Genomic DNA, 18,808 nt, shown 5'->3' with positions numbered 1-18,808 from the left:
GCGCCTCAACTCGATCGGCTGCTCAGGCAGGAGGGTGGCGAGCGCGACCCGGCTCATGGGATGTCATTCCTCAGACGGTGCGTGGGTGGTGTCCGCCCGACGAAACCGTGTGAGCCGGGGCGAAGATGGGGCGATGGCTGAACCCCAGGAGGACCGCCGGGGCGCACAGGCGCCCCCGGCCTCCGTCGCGAGGGAATCGGACGACCGGGGCCGCGATTCCTGAGAGCGATCGCCGAGACTCTTGACGTGCCTCTCGCAGAGCTGGTGCGCGACGTGTGCGCTGTTAGCGGCGCGCGTAGGTCAGCAGCGCTACCGGAAATGCCACAGCGAGCACGAGACAGCGGGGTTTTCACGTTTCTCTCTTTCGTTCAAGAGGGGGCAACCGTCAGCGCGTCGGGCACGGGATCGTCGGGCGGATGCGGTTCGCGCACGCGACCACCTGGACCGAGGCGAATCGGGTACCCCGCAGATACCACCCGCCGACGACATCCCCGCCCCAGCGGAGTCGGCCGTCCGCGGCCGCGAACCACTCGGCCTGCCGCGAGGGGTCCTTGTCGTGATCAGCCGCGAACGACGGGCTCAACTCGCTTACCTGGTCTCTGTACCAGGCGGCAGCCTTGTCGGGCGCCTCGAAGGTGGCCTTGATCATTCTGGCCGGTCGGAGCAGCCAGTGCGGTACCTCCAACGGCGGCACGTCGCTCGCCATGAACGCGGGGCTGGCCGCCGCGATCTGCTTCCACTCCTGGGCCGAGATGTCCCGCACCACCATGTGCGGAGGCCGCCGGGCGGACTCGTCGTCGAGGGTGCGGCGCTCTCCCGTCCAGCGGTAGCAGTGCCAGTGAGCCGGCATGGGCGGGGGCGGAGCGGTCATCCGGGGTACCTCCTGCGTGGGGGAGCGGCCCGCCCCGGCCGGGTGGGATCCAGCCGGGGAGGGCCGCCGCTTATCTACGGCGCCAGGCGTCGCCTATTTCGCGTACTGGCGGCCGTCGTCCGAGTCGCCGGGCGTCCCACCGCTGGGCGACGGGGTGTCGGTGTCCGGCATGGTGTCGCCGTCCTCCGGGTCCTGGCGGACGACGACGTGCTGTAATCGCATGGGGCCTCCTGAGAGTTCGCACGCGCAGGGGTGTCCCCGCGCGATGGCGCGGTGCTCGTCCCGTCCACTGGCCTGCAAGCGGGAGACGGGGCGAGCCTTCTTGGATGGGACTCCGGCCGCGGTCCCCACGACGGGGCCGGAGTCCCTGCCCTGCGGCCAGCGGCCGCGCCTCGGCTATACCGACCGCAGGGCGTAGGAGGGTGGGCCGCTGACGCCGTCAGGTCCGAGGCGGGGGTCCCCCCGGACCACCAGCGACCCACCCGGTCTATGGGGCTGGGGTGCTGATGAGGCAGAGCCAGACCACGAGCGCCAGCAGCGCGGGTATCGCGCAGAGCAGCAGGCCCCTGCGGGCGGCGCGGAAGGCGAAGAGCGCCGCGCGCTCGGCGGCGGCCGGGCATCGGTGCTTCACGCGATCTCCTCGGCTCGGGCCTTCCGTATGGCCTTCTCGTAGGCGTGGAGCAGCTGCTCGCCGGTCTCGCACCCGGCGCCCGGTATCCGGCAGGCCAGGCAGCCTGCGGCGTGCTCGATGGCGGCGCGCCATTCGGTCTCGGTGGCCGGGTCGGTGGAGGTGGCCGCCCCGGCGTGGCCCGGTTCCGAGGTGTCCTGCCGGGCCGGGGCGGCGTCGCAGGTGGGGGCGCAGGCCCACACCTCGCAGACCACGCGGGCAGAGCCGCGCTCGACGGTCACGGTCCCCAGCGGCCGGCTGGGCGCGTCGATCAGGCGCAGGCCGCAGAGGACGCAGTCCCAGCCGCCGGTCTGGGCGTAGGTGAGCGTGTCGGGGTCCGCCAGGGCCGAGACCGGTGCCTGCTCGGGGGTCGTCATCGGGACCTGCCCTGATCGAGAGCGCGGCGCATGGCAGCGGCCTCGGCGACCGGGTCGCGCTGGTAGATGCGGGCGTGGGGCGGGCAGGCGTAGACGGTGCGGCCGGCGCCGCTGCCCCCGTGCTCGACGTCGACGATGACCGGCTCGTCGGTGGGCAGTTCGCAGCGGTAGCAGGTCTGACGGCCCTGCGGGACCGGGCCGAGCACGGCGCGGTCGGCCTCGGCCAGTGCCCCCCATAGGCGCCAGGCGTCGGTCAGGTAGCGGTCGGCCGAGAGCGGCACGCGCCAGTGGGTCTTGGGGCCTTCCGTCCAGGAAGAGGGCGGGACGCCGAATTACGTACTCTCGTCGGTCAGCTCGGCGAGGACCCTGACCTCCCGTAGGTGCCAGCTTGTCGCGGAGCCCACCTTGACGAGCCAGTAGAGACTGCCGTGCTCGTCCTGGATCACGGCGCCGCTCTCGTCGCCGAGCAGGCCGAGGGCGTGTTCGCCGATGGCCGGGGCCGCCCGTACGGCATCCCACCATTCGCTGACCGGTAACGCTTCAACGCCCCGGCTGTTTGGCGGTGTCCACGGCAGGATTTTGGTCGTCACGTCGGGCTCCCCAGCGGATCTGCGAGGGGCGGCGCTGGCCGTGTGTCCTGGCGGGAGCGTAGGCCAGCGCCGCCGTAATACAGATCACGCTAAGTGTGCGCGCGATCACAGCCCAGTGACGTAACGCACCAGACGCTGAGCAGATTATGACGCGACTAGGACGTCACGTCCTAGTCAGAGAGCGGGCTCAACTCCCAGTCGGGCAGCCAGCCCCCGGAGCCGGGTATTTCGCCGCCTCTCCTCCTCGCGCATCTCCAAGACCGTGGCCCGCGCGAGCATCTGATACCGGATCCATTCGGGCTGGTCAGCCTCCACCTCAAGCAGCGTGTCCAGCGCCCCCTCGCTGTCACCCATCTGATACTGGGCCTGGGCCACGTCCAGCCGATGGGCAGCCAGGTGCACCGGACGTTTGATCAAGTTCCGGCGCACGTCTTCGGATGCTTCCAGCGCCTTCTCCGCGTCTGGCTCGCTGCCTGCCATAGCAATGTTGACGATCTGCGTCTTGACGTCGACCGGGGAGAAGGCGGTCCCGTACACGCGCACGGCCCCAGACCGGACGGCCGCAGCCTCAGCGAAGTTGAGGTACTCGTCGGCCTCGTCCTTCCGGTCCTGCCGCGCCGCAGGCGTAGCCGCCGCTACCAAGAGGTTCCCGTACACCGCGTACTGAGCGCTCGTGCCGCGCCGCATGGACGGCTCGACTGCGTCCGCCTTCCGCTCCGCGACCGACTGTGCTTCTTCCCATCGACCTTGCCGCAGCAGCACCCACGACAGCGTGGAGACGCCCATCCCCTCCATCAGGGGATCAGAGGCGCGCTGTGCCGCATACAGCTGCTTCTCCACGGCTTCGAAAGCCCAGTCGGGATGCCCGGCCTGCGTCGCGAGGCTGGCCGCCAGCTGGTACGACAGCGCAAGCTGGTTCCAGACCTGCTCAACGAGCGAGCCGGTCGTCTCCCGGGCCACTGCGCGCCCGTCCCGGAGGAGGAGGGGGAGGGAACTAGCCAGCTCGCTGTACGCCCCTTCCCAGTAGAGCGTGGTGGCTGCCCGGACCTGCCCTACCCACGCCTCTGCCGAGGGTGGGTCCTCATCGAGAACGTCCGTAGACACGCCGGGCAGCGCGCTGATGTCCTGGATGGCGTCGCGCAAGGCGATCAGTCCGCCGTCGTCGCCTGGGAGTTCTGTGGTCACGGTGGGCTGCCCCAGTAGTCGATCCAGCTCAGTGTCGAGCGCCCTCGCCAGGTTCCGGAGGGTGCCCAGGCGCGCCGATTGCCGGACGTTCTGCTCCAGCTTCCGGATGGTGTCGACGTGGACGCCCGACCGCGCAGCCAGTTCTTCCTGGGTGATGTGGCGGTAGCGCCGGAGCTCGCCGAGGCGGTCGCCGATGGTCTTGCTGCTCATGTTGTGTACCCCCGCCAGAAGGTCTTTGGGCCACGGTACGCCGGGCGTGCAGGATCGGGGGAGGCTGAACGCGAAAGATCCCCCTCCGGCCCGTGGCCAGAGGGGGCGCGTGGGGGTACCGGCTTATGATCCGGCCGTGGAAATCCCTGACAGACTCATCGATCTTCGGGACTGCCAGCCGCTGCGCGCCGGGGCACCGCCGCCTCGACCGGGTCAGCCTTGAGAAGCCCGTGATTCCCGCAAGGGCCCACGGCCAATGTCGGTGTCGCGCCGTACGGTAGCCGCATGCCCACCGCCTTCCGGCCACACGGCCGTGCGATGCCCCCTGCCCCAGACGAGATCAACCGCCGTATCCGACTCCTCATGAACCAGCCCGCCGGCTCTCGGAGGGCCCAGGAATATACCCGGCTGCTCGTGCTGTGGGCCGAGGCCACCGTGGCGAACGGGTCCGACTGGGGCAAGGCGGCCTGATTCGCGGCTTCTATACGAAGACGTGAGCCGTGTGCTGGCCTTCGATCGATAAGACTGTGCCGCGCATGGGTTCCATGCCAGCGGGGCGCAGTCCGTGCAAGCAGCCAGCAGCACGATTGATAGGACGCCGCCACCGTAGCCACGGCCCCGGACACCCTCCGGGGTGAGAGGTCGGGCCCGACTGATCGATCGGGCGGCGGGCCGGTCGGCCGCCACTCGTCAGGGTCAGGGCACAGGCGGGCAAGGCGCCCGTTCGCCAAGTCGACAGCGTCCCGAAGGCCACCGCCGCCGTTCGGATAGAGCTCGTGCTCCACTCGCTGTAAGCGCTCCTCGATGGCACCTGCCCGTTCCATGACCCCTGGGCGGCTCGGCACCCCGGGGCGCGCTTCCCCTCCGGGCCAGTCGTCCATGAATCCGTTCACGCGGCGGCCGAGGTGAAGCACCCCCCGAAGGCCCCGCCACACGGCGGTGCCCACGCGGCCAAAACACGCCACCTGTTCGATGGCCCCGGACGCGGCCCGGCCACGCGCCCACGCGGGCCAACGACCGGCGTTCCGTCCCCTGAGCCACGCCAGCCGCCGACGGACCCCGCCCCGCCCGCACGGCTCATCGCGACACCATCCAGAGTCAGGCACCACCACATGCCACCCCGTCAGCTCGATCCAGCGCGGATCCGGCAATGGGTACGGCGGCGGGGTCGGCTCCGCTGGGGCCGACCCCGCTTGACCTGCGCTTTGGCGGCCGCTAGACGTTGAAGCGGAACGTCGGGAACAGCACAGTCACCTGCGGAAACGGCAAATCCGGCCGGACCATCCAGCACCGATCCAGCAACAAGCATGGAATCGCTGGATCACCCCACCGGCCCCACCGCCTGTCAGGGGCTCAGCTGCCACAGGGCGTCCATGGGCAGAGCCCGGATCCGGTCGCCGAACGGCAAGGTCTGCTGTCCCGTATAGAGGACGTAGCCGGCGACGAACCGGTCCCCGAGCAGGTTGGCGAGATTGCGCAGCCCCGAGAGGTCCTCGGTGCGCACGGTGGCCCCGGCCTTGACCTCAATGCCGATCACGTCGCCTCGCGGCGTCTCGATGACCGCGTCCACCTCGACCTTGTCCTTGGTCCGATAGTGAAAGAGGCGGCCTTGTTGCTCGGACCAGGTCAGCTGGCGGGCGAGTTCCATGACGACGAAGTTCTCCAACATGGCACCGGCCGCGCCGTCGGGCTCAGCGAGCCGGGCGGCGTCCTGGCCCGTCAGATGGCAGGCGATCCCGGTGTCGACGAAGGCGAGTTTGCCAGTCCCCACCGTCCTTCCCGTCAGCCCGGAGGTCCAGGCCGGAATGGTCTTGATCAGAAAGACTGAGGTAAGCAGTTCCAGGTAGCGCACCAGCGTGGTGCGTGGAATACCCGAGGCGGTGGCGAGCGCCGCAGGGACCAGCAGCCCTCCAGCCCGCCCGGCAAGGAGACCGAGGAGTTTCAGTATCTCGCCGTGCCGCTCGATACTGGCGAGTTCCAGCACATCACGTTCAACAAGCGTCGAAAGATAGGCGTTGAAGAACGCGGTCCGGCGCCGGGGCGTGCGCTTGACGGCCTCAGGGAATCCGCCGACGACCGCGCGGTCCAGATAGTCGCGCTTACGCAGAGCGGAGGTGCGGCTGAGGCCGGGGCCGTGAGTGAACGCCGCGTCGACGAACCGGTCCGGACCGCCGCTGATCTCCCCTTGCGAGAACGGCCACAGTTCGATGACCTCCATACGACCGGGCAGCGCATCCGGCAGCGTCCGCATGGCAAGGATCCGCGAGGATCCGGTCAGCAGGAAGCGCCCCGGCGTCGGATCGAGGTCGACGGCCATCTTGATCGCACGGAGGAGTTCCGGCGCAAGCTGGATCTCATCGATGAGCATCATCGAGTCGTGCTCGACGAATCCCGTGGGATCGTCCCTCGCGGCACGCAGGGTCGCCGCGTCGTCGAGCAGACGCAGGACGGGGTCGCGGCGACGCGCGGCGGTCAGGCGGGTCAAGGTCGACTTCCCCGCCTGACGGGCGCCGTTGACCAGCACCACGCGTGTGTCGTCGAGCGCTTCCGCGACAAAACTCTCGGCATGGCGCCGAACCAGATCATTGCGAGTTGCCATGCATCACAGAATGCCACCACCGCCAAGATCAATGGTCATTTAGACGGACCCATTGTGGACAACCAGCCGGTAGGCTGATGGGCATTCGGACGGGCGATGGCCCATCGATCACTTAAGCGACCGACAGCTGCAGATCCTGAGCGGCCAAGCAGTTCGACGAGCATCTGCCAGGCAACGGGCACGTCACCGCCACCTCCCTCGCCATTCGCGATCAGCTTGTCCGAGCGCGGTCGACTCCAGTCACGGCAAGGAACAGACGGAGAACAGAAGAGGCAACGGGCAACCCGCCGAATCCCGGTTCTGGGTGCGTATCTCGTGCGAAACTCGCTCTCGGATGCGAAGCGAAAGGGCTCGGTCACGACACGTGATCGCCGTCGGTCCTTCGCGTCGGCCAGTGAACGTCGAAGGAAGGTTTCCCGTGAGGGCGCACGGCTCTCACGGTCGCTGTTCAAGGGGGCGGTTGATGATGAGCACAGATTTACGTTTCGGCCCGGAGCTTCGCCGTTTGCGACAGGAAGCGGGCCTTACTCTGACCGAGTTCTCCGTGGCGCTCAACTACGACAAGGGGCACCTCAGCAAGGTCGAGCGCGGGGAGCGTTCCGCGTCCCCCGAACTGGCCCGGCGGTGCGACGCCTTCCTCGGAGCGAACGGCGAGCTGCAGCGCCTGGTCGTCCGCCCCGAGACCGACTCGGACACCACCGACACCCCCGCCATCCCGAGCCTCTGGCTCGTCGGGCGCCGGGCGGTCCTCGCGGCGGGTACAGGGTCGCTGATCGACCTCAGCCTCAAACCCGGCGGTCAGGCGTCCTCTGACGCCGAGCCCCTCCTCTGCTCCTTCCGCGCGTAGTTCGAGCAGTTGCGAAAACTCGGCCAGTCCACCGCGCCGAAGGTCCTGCTTCCCCTACTGGAGACGCAGACGCGCATGGTCGCCGGGCTGACCGCCGACGCCCCGTCCGCCACTCGGACCCCCGCGCTCCTGCTCGCGTCGCGGTTCGCGGAGTTCACCGGCTGGATGGCCCAGGAGGCCGGGGACAGCGGCGCGGCGCTCGCCTGGACCGGTGAGGCCGCCGAGCTAGCGCGGGCCGGGGGCGATCCGTACCTCGGTTCCTACGCGCTCGTACGACGTGCCCTGATCACGCTCTACGCAGGGGACGCCGCAGGCACCGTCGCCCTGGCCCGCCGGGCCCAGAGCGACCAAATCCCGCCGCGCATCCGGGGGCTGGCGGCTCAGCGGGAGGCACAGGGACTCGCGCTCGTGGGCGACGAACGCGACTGCCTCCGCAGCCTCGACAGAGCACGGGAGTTGCTCCACGGCGACGACGCCCGCAGCGGCGCCGAGCCCGTGATCGGCACCACCCACGTGAGCGATCCGGCGGCGATGACGACCGGCTGGTGCCTGCACGACCTCGGTCGCCCCAAGGCGGCCGCCGAGATCCTCGACCGGGAGTGCCACCGTCTCCCGCCGCACGCGCTGCGAACCCGCGCCCGGTACGGCTTTCGCAGGTCCTTGGCCCACGCCGCCTCCGGAGAAATCGAGCGCGCGTGCACGATCGCCGGGGAGCTCCTGGGGGTGATGCCGACCGTGCCCTCGGCGACGGTGAACAGCGACGTCCGGCGTCTCGCGCGGGAACTCTCCCGATTCCGAAGCAGCCGGGCCGTACGCGATCTTCAACCGACGATGGCACGGGTACTCGCCCCCGCGCACGACTGACACCGGCTCGAGCCGCCCGGCTCGCCGGACTACCCCGGCCCTCCGGCCCTCCGAATCCTACGATCCCCGGGGGGGGACCTCTCACCCCCGCCCGACGCGTCACACGGCGCCCTTGGCTTCCTCGTGCTGCCCGCGACCAGTGACGCGCCGGGCGACGCACCTCCATCCGTACGCCCTCCCGTGGACACGCCCTGCCGTCACACGGTCGGGACCGCATGGCCCAGGCGGACCGGGGCTTCGGAGCCCCGGTCCGCTGCCCCCGTGCTCGTGCTCATTCCCCCGTCTTCCTTCCACGAAGGGAATCTTCATGCCCGACGTCTTCGTCAACTACCGGACAGGCGACGAGGAATCCGCCGCGACCATGATCGCGCGCGAGCTCTCCCGCCGGTTCGGACCCGAGCGGATCTTCTTTGCCAGCAACTCGATCGAGGCCGGGCGCCGTTTCCCGGTGGAACTGGTCAGGGCGGTGGAGGAGTGCGAGGCGCTCCTCGCCGTGATCGGCCCGCGCTGGGCGGAGGTGCGGGGGGTCGATGGCCGCCCCGCCCTCGAAGCCGAGCAGGACTGGACCCGTCGCGAGATCCATACCGCGCTCGACCGAGGGATCCTGGTGATCCCCGTGCTCGTCGGAAAAGCCACGAGGATCGCCCCCGCCGCCCTCCCGGACGATCTCCGGGAGCTAGCGGACTGCCAGTACAGGCGGTTCGACCACCGCAACGCCGAGTCGGACCTGACGGCGCTCGGCGACACCCTCGCCCGGCTGTTGCCCGAGCTGGGCACGGTGGACCGCGACGCCCGTGCGGCGCGGGAGCGGGCGAAGGCAAAGTCCCGGAAGAAGTCGGCCCAGGGTGTCGGGCACACCAGGATGCGGACACGCGACGTGCGCGGCGGCATCGGAAACCTCAACGGAGACCTGTCCGGCACCTTCGTCAACGAGCCGCAGGGGCCCGTGAACACCGGTCAGGGCCACCAGTACAACGCGCCTCACTTCGAGGGCGACAACACCGGGGTCCAGTTCACGGCGGGCGACAACAGCGGTACGGTCCACCAGCGCTTCGAGCGCGAGCGTCGGCGCTCGGGCGACGGACGATGACCGGGCAGGACCACGTCACCGTCAACGATCCGCATGGCCCGGTGAACAACGGCGCGGGGTCCCAGAACGTCTTTTACGGCGTCGGCGCGGATTGGATGATCCGCAAAGGGGTCGAGCCTCTCCGGATCGTCCGCGAGGACCGTGTCCGCCTGGCCGACCGGTTCGTTCCGCCGCTGGGTTACCGCGTCGCCGCCGACCGCCTGGAGAAGCCCGGATCAGTGGTGCTGCTGGAGGCTCCGCCCGGCAGCGGGCGCCGCGCCGCGGCGATCATGCTGCTCCACAGGCTCGGTGAGGACGGGGGCGCCGACGAGGCGGGGGTCCGGTTCGAGGAGCTTCCCACCACGGACAAGGACGAGCCCCCTCTCGCCCCCGGTGATGGGGACCGCTTCCTCCTCGACCTCTCCGGGATCGCCGACGAGGAGGCGTATGCCAAGGCCCAGCGCCGACTGACCGTGCACCGGTCACAGATCCGGGAGGCGGGGGCCCACATGGTCGTCGTCCTGCCGTCGGGCATGGAGCACGCCCACGCGCCGGACCTCGAACCGCACACGGTGACGCTGGGGCGCCCCCGGGGCGTCGCCGTCGTCACCCGATACCTCCGCATGGACCGGATGACCTTCCGCTCCGTGGACCTGGGGAGCGCCGACCTCCAGCGCCTGTGCGACCGCTCCCCCATGCGGGAACTCACGCGCTTCGCGGGGCTGGTGAGGACTGCTCGCGACAGCGGACGGTTCGGCGCCGACTTCGCGGGATGGCTCGACCAGGCGATGCACGCGGTGACCGACCGTGCCGGTGACGTGGGCCGACAGGTGGTCACGGTTCGCACCGTGCCCGAGCGAGCCCTGCTGCTCGCGGCGGCGGTGTTCGAGGAGGCCCGCGCCGACACCGTCTACGAGGCGTGGCGCGGCCTGATGAGGATGGTGAGGCACGAGGAAGAGGCGACGACCGAACTCGGGCGGACGGATTTCGGGGAGCGATTGGCTGCGCTGGGGATCGAGCGGGACCCGGACAGACGGCTACGCTTCGGGAGGCTGGCCTACGCCGACGCGGTACGGACGTACTTCTGGGCGAACTTCCCCGGACTGCGCGACGACTTCAGGGACTGGGTCGCCCATGCCGCCGGGCTCTCGGGTCTTACCACCGATGACCGGGTGAACATCGTCGTCCGTTTCGGTGAGCGGTCCCTGGCCGTCGGGCGGCCCGACCACCTCTTCGACCTCGTGGTGCGCTGGGCGGACAGCGCAACCGCGGCGTCCTGCGATGCGCGAGCCGTGGCGGCCCTCGAACTCGGTCTCAGCCACGAAAGGTTCGGGGGATGGTTCCGCAGGCGGATGTACGAGTGCGTGAGGTCCGGCCCCTTGTCGGACGGTCTCGTCCGCGTCCTGACCGCCGCCTGCCTCCAGAGCCTCGGTGCGACGCACCCGGATCAGGCGATGGTGCGGCTTCATTACCTCGCCGTACGGAAGGGGGAGGCGGCGCGCGAGGCCCGGGAGGCACTTCTCGACCTCACCGGCCGCGACACTCGGCTCTACCGGTTGCTGATCGGCCGCGTGCGGGGCCGGGCCCGTCGGGAGCCGCGCGGGGCGGAGCCCCATCTCCATCTGCTCACGAAGCTGTTGGGAAGCGAACGGGCCCCAGACCCGCCGCCATGGCCGGACTTGTTCCTGGGCTGGGAGACGGTTTTCTCCCAGCCGCCGACGGAGCTCTGGAACCCGCTGGTGAGTAGCTGGCTGAACGCCGTGGCGAGCGACAGTACGCGGGAGATGGCGTTGGGCGTGATGGTCGGGGCGACGCGCGGCCACGCGGCCGCTCTCCACCGCCTCTACGCCATCGCCTTCGACTGGGCGAGGACCGCGCACCACTCCTCCCGGGCGGGCGTCGCCGCCCTCTTCTGGCAGCACATCGACCACGCGCAGTACGCCCGCACGGAGAGTGCGAAGCGTGCGGGCGCCGGACCACGGACCACGGAAGAGGCACGATGACACACCGCTTTCCCAGACTGATGTTCGTCGCGCTCTGCGGCCTCGCACCGGCCGTGCTCGGAAACGTCCTGCACTGGTCGGCCTGGCTCTGGGGCTTCATGTCCATGGTCACGGTCTCGGGTTCCCTGCTGCTCGCGATGACCGTCCTCAGCAGTGACCGCGAGCCGGCCGATCCGTACGAGCCCGGGGAACCTGAGCCACCCGTCGCGCCGACGGAGCAGCCGTACCAGGAGACGCGGGTGGTCGACGCGGCGCTGCCGAGCTCGGCGGACGGCTACGACTTCCTCTTCTCCGCCACCGTGTGGTGGAGGCCGGTCCCCAACCACGCCAACCGGTCCAACGGTGCCTCCCCGGCCCTCGCCGTGTCCTCGATCGTCAGCCGGGCCCTGGAGGTCGTCCGCCGCGAAGAGCCCGGCCGGGCGAGCTTCGCGCGCTATCTCCTGGAGGGGGAGCTGAGCGTCCCGCTCCCGGACCGGAGCGGACGGGTGAAGGCCCTGGCGACCGATGTGGCACTGACCCTCGCCCCCGCCGACCGCGAACGCCTGCGGAAGTTGAACGACCTTCGCAAGGACGAGGAGATCTGGGAGTACGAGCGTCAGCACGAGCGCAACAAGCGGCGCTACCTCGGTGACGACGTGCTCAAGAGCGCGGGCAGCGCGGTGGTGTGGTGGCTGGCCCGTCATGAGAACGAAATCGAGAGGGCGGTCGACATGATTGGCCCGCTCGCCCAGATCGCGGCGGCGGCCAACGACGAGGAGGTGCCCGAACTCTTCCGCCACCTGCTCGTCCCACCCGTGGGCGCGCAGAGCGAAGCGACCGTCGGAGGCCCGCTATGGGACGGACACCGCCAGGGAGGAGGAACGTTTGACCGCGAGGAGGAAGTAGGGGTTTCGGATCGGCTGCTCCTGTTACTGGCGGCAGTGGGCCTGAAGCCGGACATGGACGAGTACACGGTGTTCGTACACCGTGTGGTGCGGAGCTTGGAAGCGGCCGGGCTCGACGAGGCCGCCGAGGAGATCAGGCGGACCCTTCTGCCGACGCCCGACGAGGGCTGGAGTGAGGAGCCGGAGGGTGGGCGTTCGGGTGAGGGAGACACCACGGGGCCCTGGTCGCCGCGCTTCCCACCCCCCGAGGGCTCGCCCTTCACCGACGCGGCCGCGGACCCGGATGCTGGCACTGGCACGTTCACGCCGGGGGTGGCGGAGAGCGGCACAGACGAACGGAACCAAGGCTGGCAGGAGACGAGCGAGGGCGACATGACATCTCCGTACTCCCAGGATCCCTCGCACAGGCCGCACCGGACCGCCGCACCTCGCGCACGGGACGAGGACGACGAGAACGGTCGCTGATCCGGTAGGCAGTCGACTCTCCGAGGCTCCCCCTTACCGCACACCGCGGCGGGGGAGTCCTCCTGCCCGGATACCTGGGCAAGACCATCACTCGCCAGGACGCTGCCCCGGGCAAAGCCGGGGGAGGAGGGGGAACGGGAGACGAACAGCTCAAGACACCGTGGTGAGCTGTCGCACGGGGCGCTGCGGTCGATATGCCTCCCCCAGCTACTGCTGAGGGAGGAACCCCCTGCCGCGGCGTAGCGGGCGACTCCGACAACGCGGCGAGGTGCCGTGCCGGGCGGTGTGGGGGCGTGCCTCACTTCCCCGAGGCCGCTCAGCCACGCCGACCGAACCAGCAAAAATCCAGCAACCGGAAACCCCGCCCGGATTCAACAAGTCGGACAGCAACGCCCTGACGTGCACAAACACTGCGCGGCATCTCGCGAACGCCGACCTTGAACATTCCGCCGCAACGCACGAATCCAAGCAGCGAATCGCCCCCTGAACTGCGCAAATGTCGATCAGGGGACGAGCTCGGGGAGGAACTAGACGTTGAAGCGGAACTCCACCACATCCCCGTCCTGCATCACATAGTCCTTGCCCTCCATGCGGGCCTTGCCCGCCGCGCGGGCTTCGGGGACCGAGCCGGTGGCGACGAGGTCGGCGAAGGAGATGACCTCGGCCTTGATGAAGCCCTTCTGGAAGTCGGTGTGGATCACACCGGCCGCCTCCGGGGCCGTGGCGCCCTTCTTGATGGTCCAGGCCCGGGACTCCTTGGGGCCCGCGGTGAGGTAGGTCTGGAGGCCCAGGGTGTCGAAGCCCACATGGGCGAGGGTGGCGAGGCCGGGTTCGTCCTGGCCTACGGACTGGAGGAGTTCGAGGGCCTCCTCGTCGTCCAGTTCGGCGAGGTCGGCCTCCAGCTTGGCGTTGAGGAAGATCGCCTCGGCGGGGGCGACGAGGGCGCGCTGCTCGGCCTTGAAGGAGTCGTCGGTGAGCTCCTCCTCGTCGACGTTGAAGACGTAGAGGAAGGGCTTGGTGGTGAGCAGGTGCAGCTCGTGGAGGAGGGCGGCGCGCTCGCTGCCCTGGACGATGCCGGCGGAGAAGAGGGTGCGGCCATCGTCGAGGATGGCCTTGGCCTCCTCGACGGCCTTGACCTGGGGCTGCTTGTCCTTCTTGATCCGGGACTCCTTGACCAGGCGCGGCAGCACCTTCTCGATGGTCTGGAGGTCGGCGAGGATCAGCTCGGTGTTGATGGTCTCGATGTCGCTCTTCGGCGAGATCTTGCCGTCGACATGGACGACGTTCTCATCCTTGAAGGCGCGGATGACCTGGCAGATGGCGTCCGACTCACGGATGTTCGCCAGGAACTTGTTGCCCAGGCCCTCGCCCTCGGAGGCGCCCTTGACGATGCCCGCGATGTCGACGAAGTCGACGGTGGCGGGCAGCTTGCGGGCCGAGCCGAAGATCTCGGCGAGCTTGTCGAGGCGGGGGTCGGGGACGCCGACCACGCCGACGTTGGGCTCGATGGTGGCGAACGGGTAGTTGGCCGCCAGCACGTCGTTCTTGGTCAGGGCGTTGAACAGGGTCGACTTACCGACATTCGGCAGACCGACGATTCCGATCGTGAGCGACACGTTGGCGACTTCCCGTAACTTCCCGTAGCGGGGATGTGAGGACAGAGGACGGGCCCCCTGTGGGGCCGGTCCACCAGTCTACGGGGCCGTCCCCGATCACCCGGCCGGGCTGACAATCGGTCGAACACACTGCCAAGGTCCTGCGAAGGGCGTGTCCAAGACCGGATTCTCGCCCTCCGGCGGCCTAGCGTTGGGCGGGTGGAGCATTACAGCACGCGTACGCCGCGCCGCGCCGCGGCCCCGCCGCCCCGCCTGGCCGCGGACGACACCTATCCGGGCCGGGGCAGGAGTACCGATCAGGGGCGCGCGCGGCCCGGCGGCGCGGTCCGGGGCCCCCGGCCCGCGGTGCGCCGGACGGGGCCGTCCGGCCCGGCCGCGGCGCTGCCCGCCGTCTTACGGCGGGTCCGCGGGCTGTCCGTCCCGGGTCCCCGGCTGACCGGGCTGGGCGCGGGCCTGCTGACCACGCTCATGATGCTCGCCATCGGCTGCCTGGACGCGCTGCTGTTCTCCGGCTCCCCCACCGTCTACAGCGTGCTCTTCCTGCCGGCCTGCGCGGCCTGTGGACTGTGGGTGCGCCCCGCCGACCTGCTGGCGGCGCCGGTGACGGCGCCGCTGGCCTACACGGTCGGGCTGCTGCCGATCAACGAGGGGTCGGCGGGGTTCAGCGGACAGACGGTGGGGGTGTTCACCGCACTGTCGCTCCAGGCCGGCTGGCTCTACGCGGGGACGCTGCTGGCCGTGGTGATCGTGCTCGTACGGCGGGCCGTGCTGGTCACCCGACGTCGCCGGCAGCAGCGGCCGCGGCCATCGCGGCACCCACGATCCCCGCATTATTCTTCAGCTGCGCAGGCACGATCTCGGCCCTGACGCCCTCGATCAGCGGCACGAACTTGTCCGCCTTACGGCTCACCCCGCCGCCCAGCACGAAGAGCTCCGGGGAGAAGAGCATCTCCAGGTGATGGAGGTACTTCTCCACCCGGCGCGCCCAGTGCGACCAGCTGAGCTCATGGTCGTCCTTGACCTTGGTCGAGGCCCGCTTCTCCGCCTCGTGGCCGTCCAGCTCCAGATGGCCCAGTTCGGTGTTGGTCAGCAGATGTCCGTCGGTGAAGACCGCGCTGCCGATGCCGGTGCCGAGGGTGAGGACGATCACGGTGCCCTTGGCGCCACGGGCGGCGCCGAACGTCACCTCGGCGACCCCGGCCGCGTCCGCGTCGTTCAGCACCGTGACCGGGCAGCCCAGCCGCTCGCCGAGCCGGGCCGCCAGATCGGTGCCGATCCAGCTCTTGTCGACATTCGCGGCGGTAAGGGTGACACCGCTCTTCACCACGCCCGGGAAGGTCACCCCGACCGGCCGCCCGGGCCAGTCGAAGTGCCGGACGACCTCCACCACACCGTCCAGAACCGCGTTCGGCGTGGACGGATGCGGGGTGAGCACCTTGTGCCGCTCCTCCGCGAGTTCGCCCCGGTGCAGATCCACCGGGGCGCCCTTGATGCCCGAACCGCCGATGTCGATGCCGAACACGGTCGCGGCGGACGCCCCCGTGGCCCCCTGGCCGTATGTCACCGCTGGGCCCCCTCCTGCCGACCCGCGGCCGCCGGTGCCTCCGGCCGGTCGGCCGCCGCGGCGGCCTCGGCGCGCAGATCCCGGCGCAGCTCCTTGGGGAGGGAGAAGGTCAGGGACTCCTGCATGGACTGGACGACCTCGACATCGCCGAAGCCGCGCTCGGCCAGCCACTCCAGAACGCCCTCGACGAGCACGTCCGGCACCGAGGCGCCCGAGGTCACCCCGACCGTGGTGACGCCCTCCAGCCACGCCTCGTCGATCTCGCTCGCGTAGTCGACCAGATGGCCCGCCTTGGCGCCCGCGCCGAGCGCGACCTCCACCAGCCGCACCGAGTTGGAGGAGTTCTTGGAGCCGACCACGATGACCAGGTCGGACTCGGCGGCCACCTGCTTGATGGCGATCTGACGGTTCTGGGTGGCGTAGCAGATGTCGTCGCTGGGCGGGCTGATGAGCTTCGGGAAGCGCTCCTTGAGCGCGTCCACGGTCTCCATGGTCTCGTCGACCGAGAGGGTGGTCTGGGAGAGCCAGACGACCTTGGACTCGTCGCGGACCCCGACGTTCTCCACATCGCCGGGGCCGTCGACCAGGGTGATGTGCTCCGGGGCCTCTCCGCTGGTCCCGATGACTTCCTCATGGCCTTCGTGGCCGATCAGGAGGATGTCGTAGTCCTCCTTGGCGAACCGGACTGCTTCCTTGTGGACCTTGGTGACCAGGGGACAGGTGGCGTCGATGGTGGCCAGCTTGCGCTCCGCCGCCTCCTCGTGGACCACCGGCGCGACACCGTGCGCCGAGAAGATCACGATGGAGCCCTCGGGCACCTCCTCCGTCTCGTCGACGAAGATGGCGCCCTTCTTCTCCAGGGTCTGGACGACGTACTTGTTGTGGACGATCTCCTTGCGCACATAGATCGGCGCGCCGTATTGCTCGAGGGCCTTCTCGACGGCGATCACGGCACGGTCGACACCGGCACAGTAGCCACGGGGGGCCGCGAGCAGGACTCGGCGGGCGGAGGTTGCAGTCATGTCCCCCATGGTAGGGGCGATGGCCCAAGGGTCTGTCGGTGATGGCCGATACCCTCGCGGTCATGGCTGTCAACACGTCCGCGGAGGCGCCGATTCCGGTCGGCGAGGTGTCCCGGTTGATCGGGGGCTGGATCGACCGGCTGGGCGCGGTGTGGGTCGAGGGGCAGATCACCCAGCTGTCCCGGCGCCCCGGCGCCGGTGTGGTGTTCCTGACCCTGCGCGACCCCAGTTACGACATCTCGCTGACCGTCACCTGCTTCCGCGCCGTCTTCGACAAGATCGCGGACACGGTCACCGAGGGCGCGCGGGTCGTGGTCCACGCCAAACCGGAGTGGTACGCGCCGCGGGGCCAGCTGTCCCTGCGGGCCGCCGAGATCCGCCCGGTCGGGGTGGGCGAGTTGCTCGCGCGGCTGGAGCAGCTGAAGAAGGCGCTGGCGGCGGAGGGGCTGTTCGCGGCCGACCGCAAGAAGCCGCTGCCGTTCCTGCCGCAGCTGATAGGGCTGGTCTGCGGGCGCGCCTCGGCCGCCGAGCGCGATGTGCTGGAGAACGCGCGGCTGCGCTGGCCCGCCGTCCGCTTCGAGGTGCGCAATGTGGCGGTGCAGGGGGTGCACGCGGTGCCGCAGGTGATCGAGGCGGTCAAGGAGCTCGACGCGCTGCCGGACGTGGATGTGATCGTGGTGGCGCGCGGCGGCGGCAGTGTGGAGGATCTGCTGCCGTTCTCGGACGAGCAGCTGGTGCGGGCGGTGGCGGCGTGCCGTACGCCGGTGGTCTCCGCGATCGGCCATGAGCCGGACTCCCCGCTGCTCGACCTGGTCGCCGATCTGCGCGCCTCCACGCCCACCGACGCGGCGAAGAAGATCGTGCCGGATGTGGGCGAGGAGTTGATGCGCGTCCAGCAGCTGCGGGAGCGCGCGCTGCGCAGTGTGCACGGGCTGCTGGACCGGGAGGAGCGGGGGCTGGCCGCCGCCCTGGCCCGGCCGTGCATGCGGGAGCCGTACCGGATGGTGGACGAGCGCGAGGAGCGGATCACGGCGGTGCTGGAGCGCGCCCGCCGCTGCCTGGGCCATCTGCTGGACCGGGCCGACTCCGAGCTGACCCACACCCACGCACGGGTGGTGGCGCTCTCCCCCGCCGCGACCCTGCGGCGCGGCTATGCGGTGCTCCAGCACCCCGACGGCTCGGTGGTGCGGGCGGCCGACGAGGTCGCGGAGGGCGAGGAGCTGCGGGCGCGGGTCTCCGAGGGCGAGTTCCAGGTGCGGGTCGCTGTCGGACCCGCTGAATAGGGTGAGCGATATGTCGAAGACGCAGGGGCAGACGGACGAGCAGCAGACGGACGGGCAGCAGACGGACGGGCAGGCCGGGCGGACCGCCGGCCCGGAGGCCACGCTCGGCTATGAGCAGGCGCGGGACGAGCTGGTCGAGGTGGTCCGTCGGCTGGAGGCGGGCGGCACCAGCCTGGAGGAGTCGCTCGCGCTGTGGGAGCGGGGCGAGGAGCTGGCGAAGGTCTGCCGCCGCTGGCTCGAGGGCGCGCGGGCGCGGCTGGACGCGGCGCTGGCGGATGGCGCCGAAGGCGCCGAGGATGCGGAGAGCGCCGGGGAGGGCTGACCGCGCGGCGCTCCGTGCGCCGCCGGGCGGCCGCGCTGGCGTCCCATGCGCCGTCGATCGGCCACGCGGACGCCCCATGCGCCCTCGATCGGCCCATGCTGGCGTTCCGTTCGCCGTCGGGCGGCCGCGCTCGATCGGCAGCGCGTCCATCGGCCGCCGTCACCGGCCTGCGTCGACTTCGCCCGCCCCTCGCCCCCGTCAGTCGGCCGCGCTCAAGCTGGTCGACCGGGAATCGTCGCCCCCTCGCACCACGCAAGCGGGACCGCGCCGACCCGATCCCGGCCCGAGGCCGGAGCAGCCGACCCGCCGCACCCGATCAGCCGCGCCCGCTCTCAGCGGATCGGCGGAAGTCGGCTGCGGTTCGGGGCGC

At 70.3% G+C, this 18,808-nt stretch carries 19 protein-coding genes; 8 read left to right on the top strand and 11 right to left on the bottom strand.

The window, feature by feature from the left end; all coding sequences use genetic code 11:
- Nucleotides 1–385: 385 nt before the first annotated feature.
- The 8 genes from NQU54_RS26020 to NQU54_RS25985 form a co-directional block, all read right to left on the bottom strand.
- Complete coding sequence (locus tag NQU54_RS26020) at nucleotides 386–871, bottom strand: hypothetical protein (protein WP_257633232.1); 486 nt, start codon at nucleotides 869–871, stop codon at nucleotides 386–388.
- A gap of 93 nt (nucleotides 872–964) precedes the next feature.
- Nucleotides 965–1,093, bottom strand: a complete 129-nt coding sequence (locus NQU54_RS26015; protein ID WP_257633231.1) for a hypothetical protein — start codon at nucleotides 1,091–1,093, stop codon at nucleotides 965–967.
- Nucleotides 1,094–1,358: 265 nt separating this feature from the next.
- On the bottom strand, nucleotides 1,359–1,502 hold the full coding sequence (locus NQU54_RS26010; RefSeq protein WP_257633230.1) for a hypothetical protein: 144 nt from the start codon (nucleotides 1,500–1,502) through the stop codon (nucleotides 1,359–1,361).
- Entirely contained in the window at nucleotides 1,499–1,915 is a 417-nt protein-coding gene (locus NQU54_RS26005) for a hypothetical protein (protein ID WP_257633229.1), read from the bottom strand. The genes NQU54_RS26010 and NQU54_RS26005 overlap by 4 nt, the downstream gene beginning before the upstream one ends.
- A complete protein-coding gene (locus NQU54_RS26000) occupies nucleotides 1,912–2,196 on the bottom strand; it encodes a hypothetical protein (RefSeq protein ID WP_257633228.1) in 285 nt (94 codons plus the stop codon). The genes NQU54_RS26005 and NQU54_RS26000 overlap by 4 nt, the downstream gene beginning before the upstream one ends.
- A gap of 51 nt (nucleotides 2,197–2,247) precedes the next feature.
- Nucleotides 2,248–2,505: a hypothetical protein gene (locus NQU54_RS25995; RefSeq protein WP_257633227.1), complete on the bottom strand. Its 258-nt coding sequence runs from the start codon at nucleotides 2,503–2,505 to the stop codon at nucleotides 2,248–2,250.
- Nucleotides 2,506–2,679: 174 nt separating this feature from the next.
- Nucleotides 2,680–3,900, bottom strand: a complete 1,221-nt coding sequence (locus NQU54_RS25990; RefSeq protein ID WP_257633226.1) for a helix-turn-helix domain-containing protein — start codon at nucleotides 3,898–3,900, stop codon at nucleotides 2,680–2,682.
- 1,345 nt (nucleotides 3,901–5,245) lie between these two features.
- Nucleotides 5,246–6,499: an ATP-binding protein gene (locus NQU54_RS25985; RefSeq protein ID WP_201724387.1), complete on the bottom strand. Its 1,254-nt coding sequence runs from the start codon at nucleotides 6,497–6,499 to the stop codon at nucleotides 5,246–5,248.
- 505 nt (nucleotides 6,500–7,004) lie between these two features.
- Between NQU54_RS25985 and NQU54_RS49395 the strand changes: the two genes are divergently transcribed.
- The 5 genes from NQU54_RS49395 to NQU54_RS25965 all read left to right on the top strand — a co-directional run bounded on the left by NQU54_RS49395 (nucleotide 7,005) and on the right by NQU54_RS25965 (nucleotide 12,631).
- On the top strand, nucleotides 7,005–7,346 hold the full coding sequence (locus NQU54_RS49395; RefSeq protein ID WP_306279059.1) for a helix-turn-helix domain-containing protein: 342 nt from the start codon (nucleotides 7,005–7,007) through the stop codon (nucleotides 7,344–7,346).
- Between the two features lie 9 nt (nucleotides 7,347–7,355).
- Nucleotides 7,356–8,210: an NsdA family TPR-like regulatory protein gene (locus NQU54_RS25980; RefSeq protein ID WP_306279058.1), complete on the top strand. Its 855-nt coding sequence runs from the start codon at nucleotides 7,356–7,358 to the stop codon at nucleotides 8,208–8,210.
- A 307-nt stretch (nucleotides 8,211–8,517) separates the two neighbouring features.
- Nucleotides 8,518–9,300 (top strand): toll/interleukin-1 receptor domain-containing protein, encoded by a 783-nt coding sequence (locus tag NQU54_RS25975; protein WP_078643313.1) that lies wholly within the window; start codon nucleotides 8,518–8,520, stop codon nucleotides 9,298–9,300.
- Nucleotides 9,297–11,282 (top strand): hypothetical protein, encoded by a 1,986-nt coding sequence (locus NQU54_RS25970; RefSeq protein ID WP_257633225.1) that lies wholly within the window; start codon nucleotides 9,297–9,299, stop codon nucleotides 11,280–11,282. Before NQU54_RS25975 ends, NQU54_RS25970 begins: the two co-directional genes overlap by 4 nt.
- On the top strand, nucleotides 11,279–12,631 hold the full coding sequence (locus NQU54_RS25965; RefSeq protein ID WP_257633224.1) for a hypothetical protein: 1,353 nt from the start codon (nucleotides 11,279–11,281) through the stop codon (nucleotides 12,629–12,631). Before NQU54_RS25970 ends, NQU54_RS25965 begins: the two co-directional genes overlap by 4 nt.
- Before the next feature lie 527 nt (nucleotides 12,632–13,158).
- On the opposite strand, the gene ychF is transcribed toward NQU54_RS25965, so the two are convergent.
- Nucleotides 13,159–14,247 (bottom strand): redox-regulated ATPase YchF, encoded by a 1,089-nt coding sequence (ychF, locus tag NQU54_RS25960; protein ID WP_257633223.1) that lies wholly within the window; start codon nucleotides 14,245–14,247, stop codon nucleotides 13,159–13,161.
- Between the two features lie 198 nt (nucleotides 14,248–14,445).
- Here ychF and NQU54_RS25955 point away from each other — a divergent pair, with 198 nt between their 5' ends.
- The gene (locus NQU54_RS25955) at nucleotides 14,446–15,114 is read left to right on the top strand and encodes a DUF6542 domain-containing protein (RefSeq protein ID WP_257633222.1); all 669 of its coding nucleotides are present in this window, start codon (nucleotides 14,446–14,448) and stop codon (nucleotides 15,112–15,114) included.
- Here NQU54_RS25955 and ppgK read toward each other — a convergent pair.
- Both ppgK and NQU54_RS25945 read right to left on the bottom strand, forming a co-directional pair.
- Nucleotides 15,020–15,811, bottom strand: a complete 792-nt coding sequence (gene ppgK, locus NQU54_RS25950; protein ID WP_257633221.1) for a polyphosphate--glucose phosphotransferase — start codon at nucleotides 15,809–15,811, stop codon at nucleotides 15,020–15,022. The genes NQU54_RS25955 and ppgK overlap by 95 nt on opposite strands.
- A complete protein-coding gene (locus NQU54_RS25945; protein WP_257633220.1) occupies nucleotides 15,808–16,842 on the bottom strand; it encodes a 4-hydroxy-3-methylbut-2-enyl diphosphate reductase in 1,035 nt (344 codons plus the stop codon). The genes ppgK and NQU54_RS25945 overlap by 4 nt, the downstream gene beginning before the upstream one ends.
- A 53-nt stretch (nucleotides 16,843–16,895) precedes the next feature.
- On the opposite strand from NQU54_RS25945, the gene xseA reads away from it, so the two are divergent.
- Both xseA and NQU54_RS25935 read left to right on the top strand, forming a co-directional pair.
- Entirely contained in the window at nucleotides 16,896–18,116 is a 1,221-nt protein-coding gene (gene xseA / locus NQU54_RS25940; RefSeq protein ID WP_099017070.1) for an exodeoxyribonuclease VII large subunit, read from the top strand.
- Nucleotides 18,117–18,126: 10 nt separating this feature from the next.
- The gene (locus NQU54_RS25935; RefSeq protein WP_257633219.1) at nucleotides 18,127–18,438 is read left to right on the top strand and encodes an exodeoxyribonuclease VII small subunit; all 312 of its coding nucleotides are present in this window, start codon (nucleotides 18,127–18,129) and stop codon (nucleotides 18,436–18,438) included.
- Nucleotides 18,439–18,808: the final 370 nt, after the last annotated feature.

Source organism: Streptomyces malaysiensis subsp. samsunensis, from assembly GCF_024519315.1.
In the GTDB taxonomy this organism is placed as follows: Bacteria; Actinomycetota; Actinomycetes; order Streptomycetales; family Streptomycetaceae; genus Streptomyces; species Streptomyces malaysiensis.
Note: the sequence above shows the minus strand (reverse complement) of the source record. Positions and strands in the feature narration are given on the sequence as shown.

Bases quoted from the DNA above. Each gene is read 5' to 3' on its own strand.
- NQU54_RS25935 (WP_257633219.1), top strand. From the start codon at position 18,127: ATGTCGAAGACGCAGGGGCAGACGGACGAGCAGCAGACGGACGGGCAG.
- NQU54_RS25945 (WP_257633220.1), bottom strand. From the start codon at position 16,842: ATGGGGGACATGACTGCAACCTCCGCCCGCCGAGTCCTGCTCGCGGCC.
- NQU54_RS25990 (WP_257633226.1), bottom strand. From the start codon at position 3,900: ATGAGCAGCAAGACCATCGGCGACCGCCTCGGCGAGCTCCGGCGCTAC.
- NQU54_RS25965 (WP_257633224.1), top strand. From the start codon at position 11,279: ATGACACACCGCTTTCCCAGACTGATGTTCGTCGCGCTCTGCGGCCTC.
- NQU54_RS26015 (WP_257633231.1), bottom strand. From the start codon at position 1,093: ATGCGATTACAGCACGTCGTCGTCCGCCAGGACCCGGAGGACGGCGAC.
- xseA (WP_099017070.1), top strand. From the start codon at position 16,896: ATGGCTGTCAACACGTCCGCGGAGGCGCCGATTCCGGTCGGCGAGGTG.
- NQU54_RS25985 (WP_201724387.1), bottom strand. From the start codon at position 6,499: ATGGCAACTCGCAATGATCTGGTTCGGCGCCATGCCGAGAGTTTTGTC.
- NQU54_RS25975 (WP_078643313.1), top strand. From the start codon at position 8,518: ATGCCCGACGTCTTCGTCAACTACCGGACAGGCGACGAGGAATCCGCC.
- NQU54_RS26005 (WP_257633229.1), bottom strand. From the start codon at position 1,915: ATGACGACCCCCGAGCAGGCACCGGTCTCGGCCCTGGCGGACCCCGAC.
- NQU54_RS25970 (WP_257633225.1), top strand. From the start codon at position 9,297: ATGACCGGGCAGGACCACGTCACCGTCAACGATCCGCATGGCCCGGTG.
- NQU54_RS26020 (WP_257633232.1), bottom strand. From the start codon at position 871: ATGACCGCTCCGCCCCCGCCCATGCCGGCTCACTGGCACTGCTACCGC.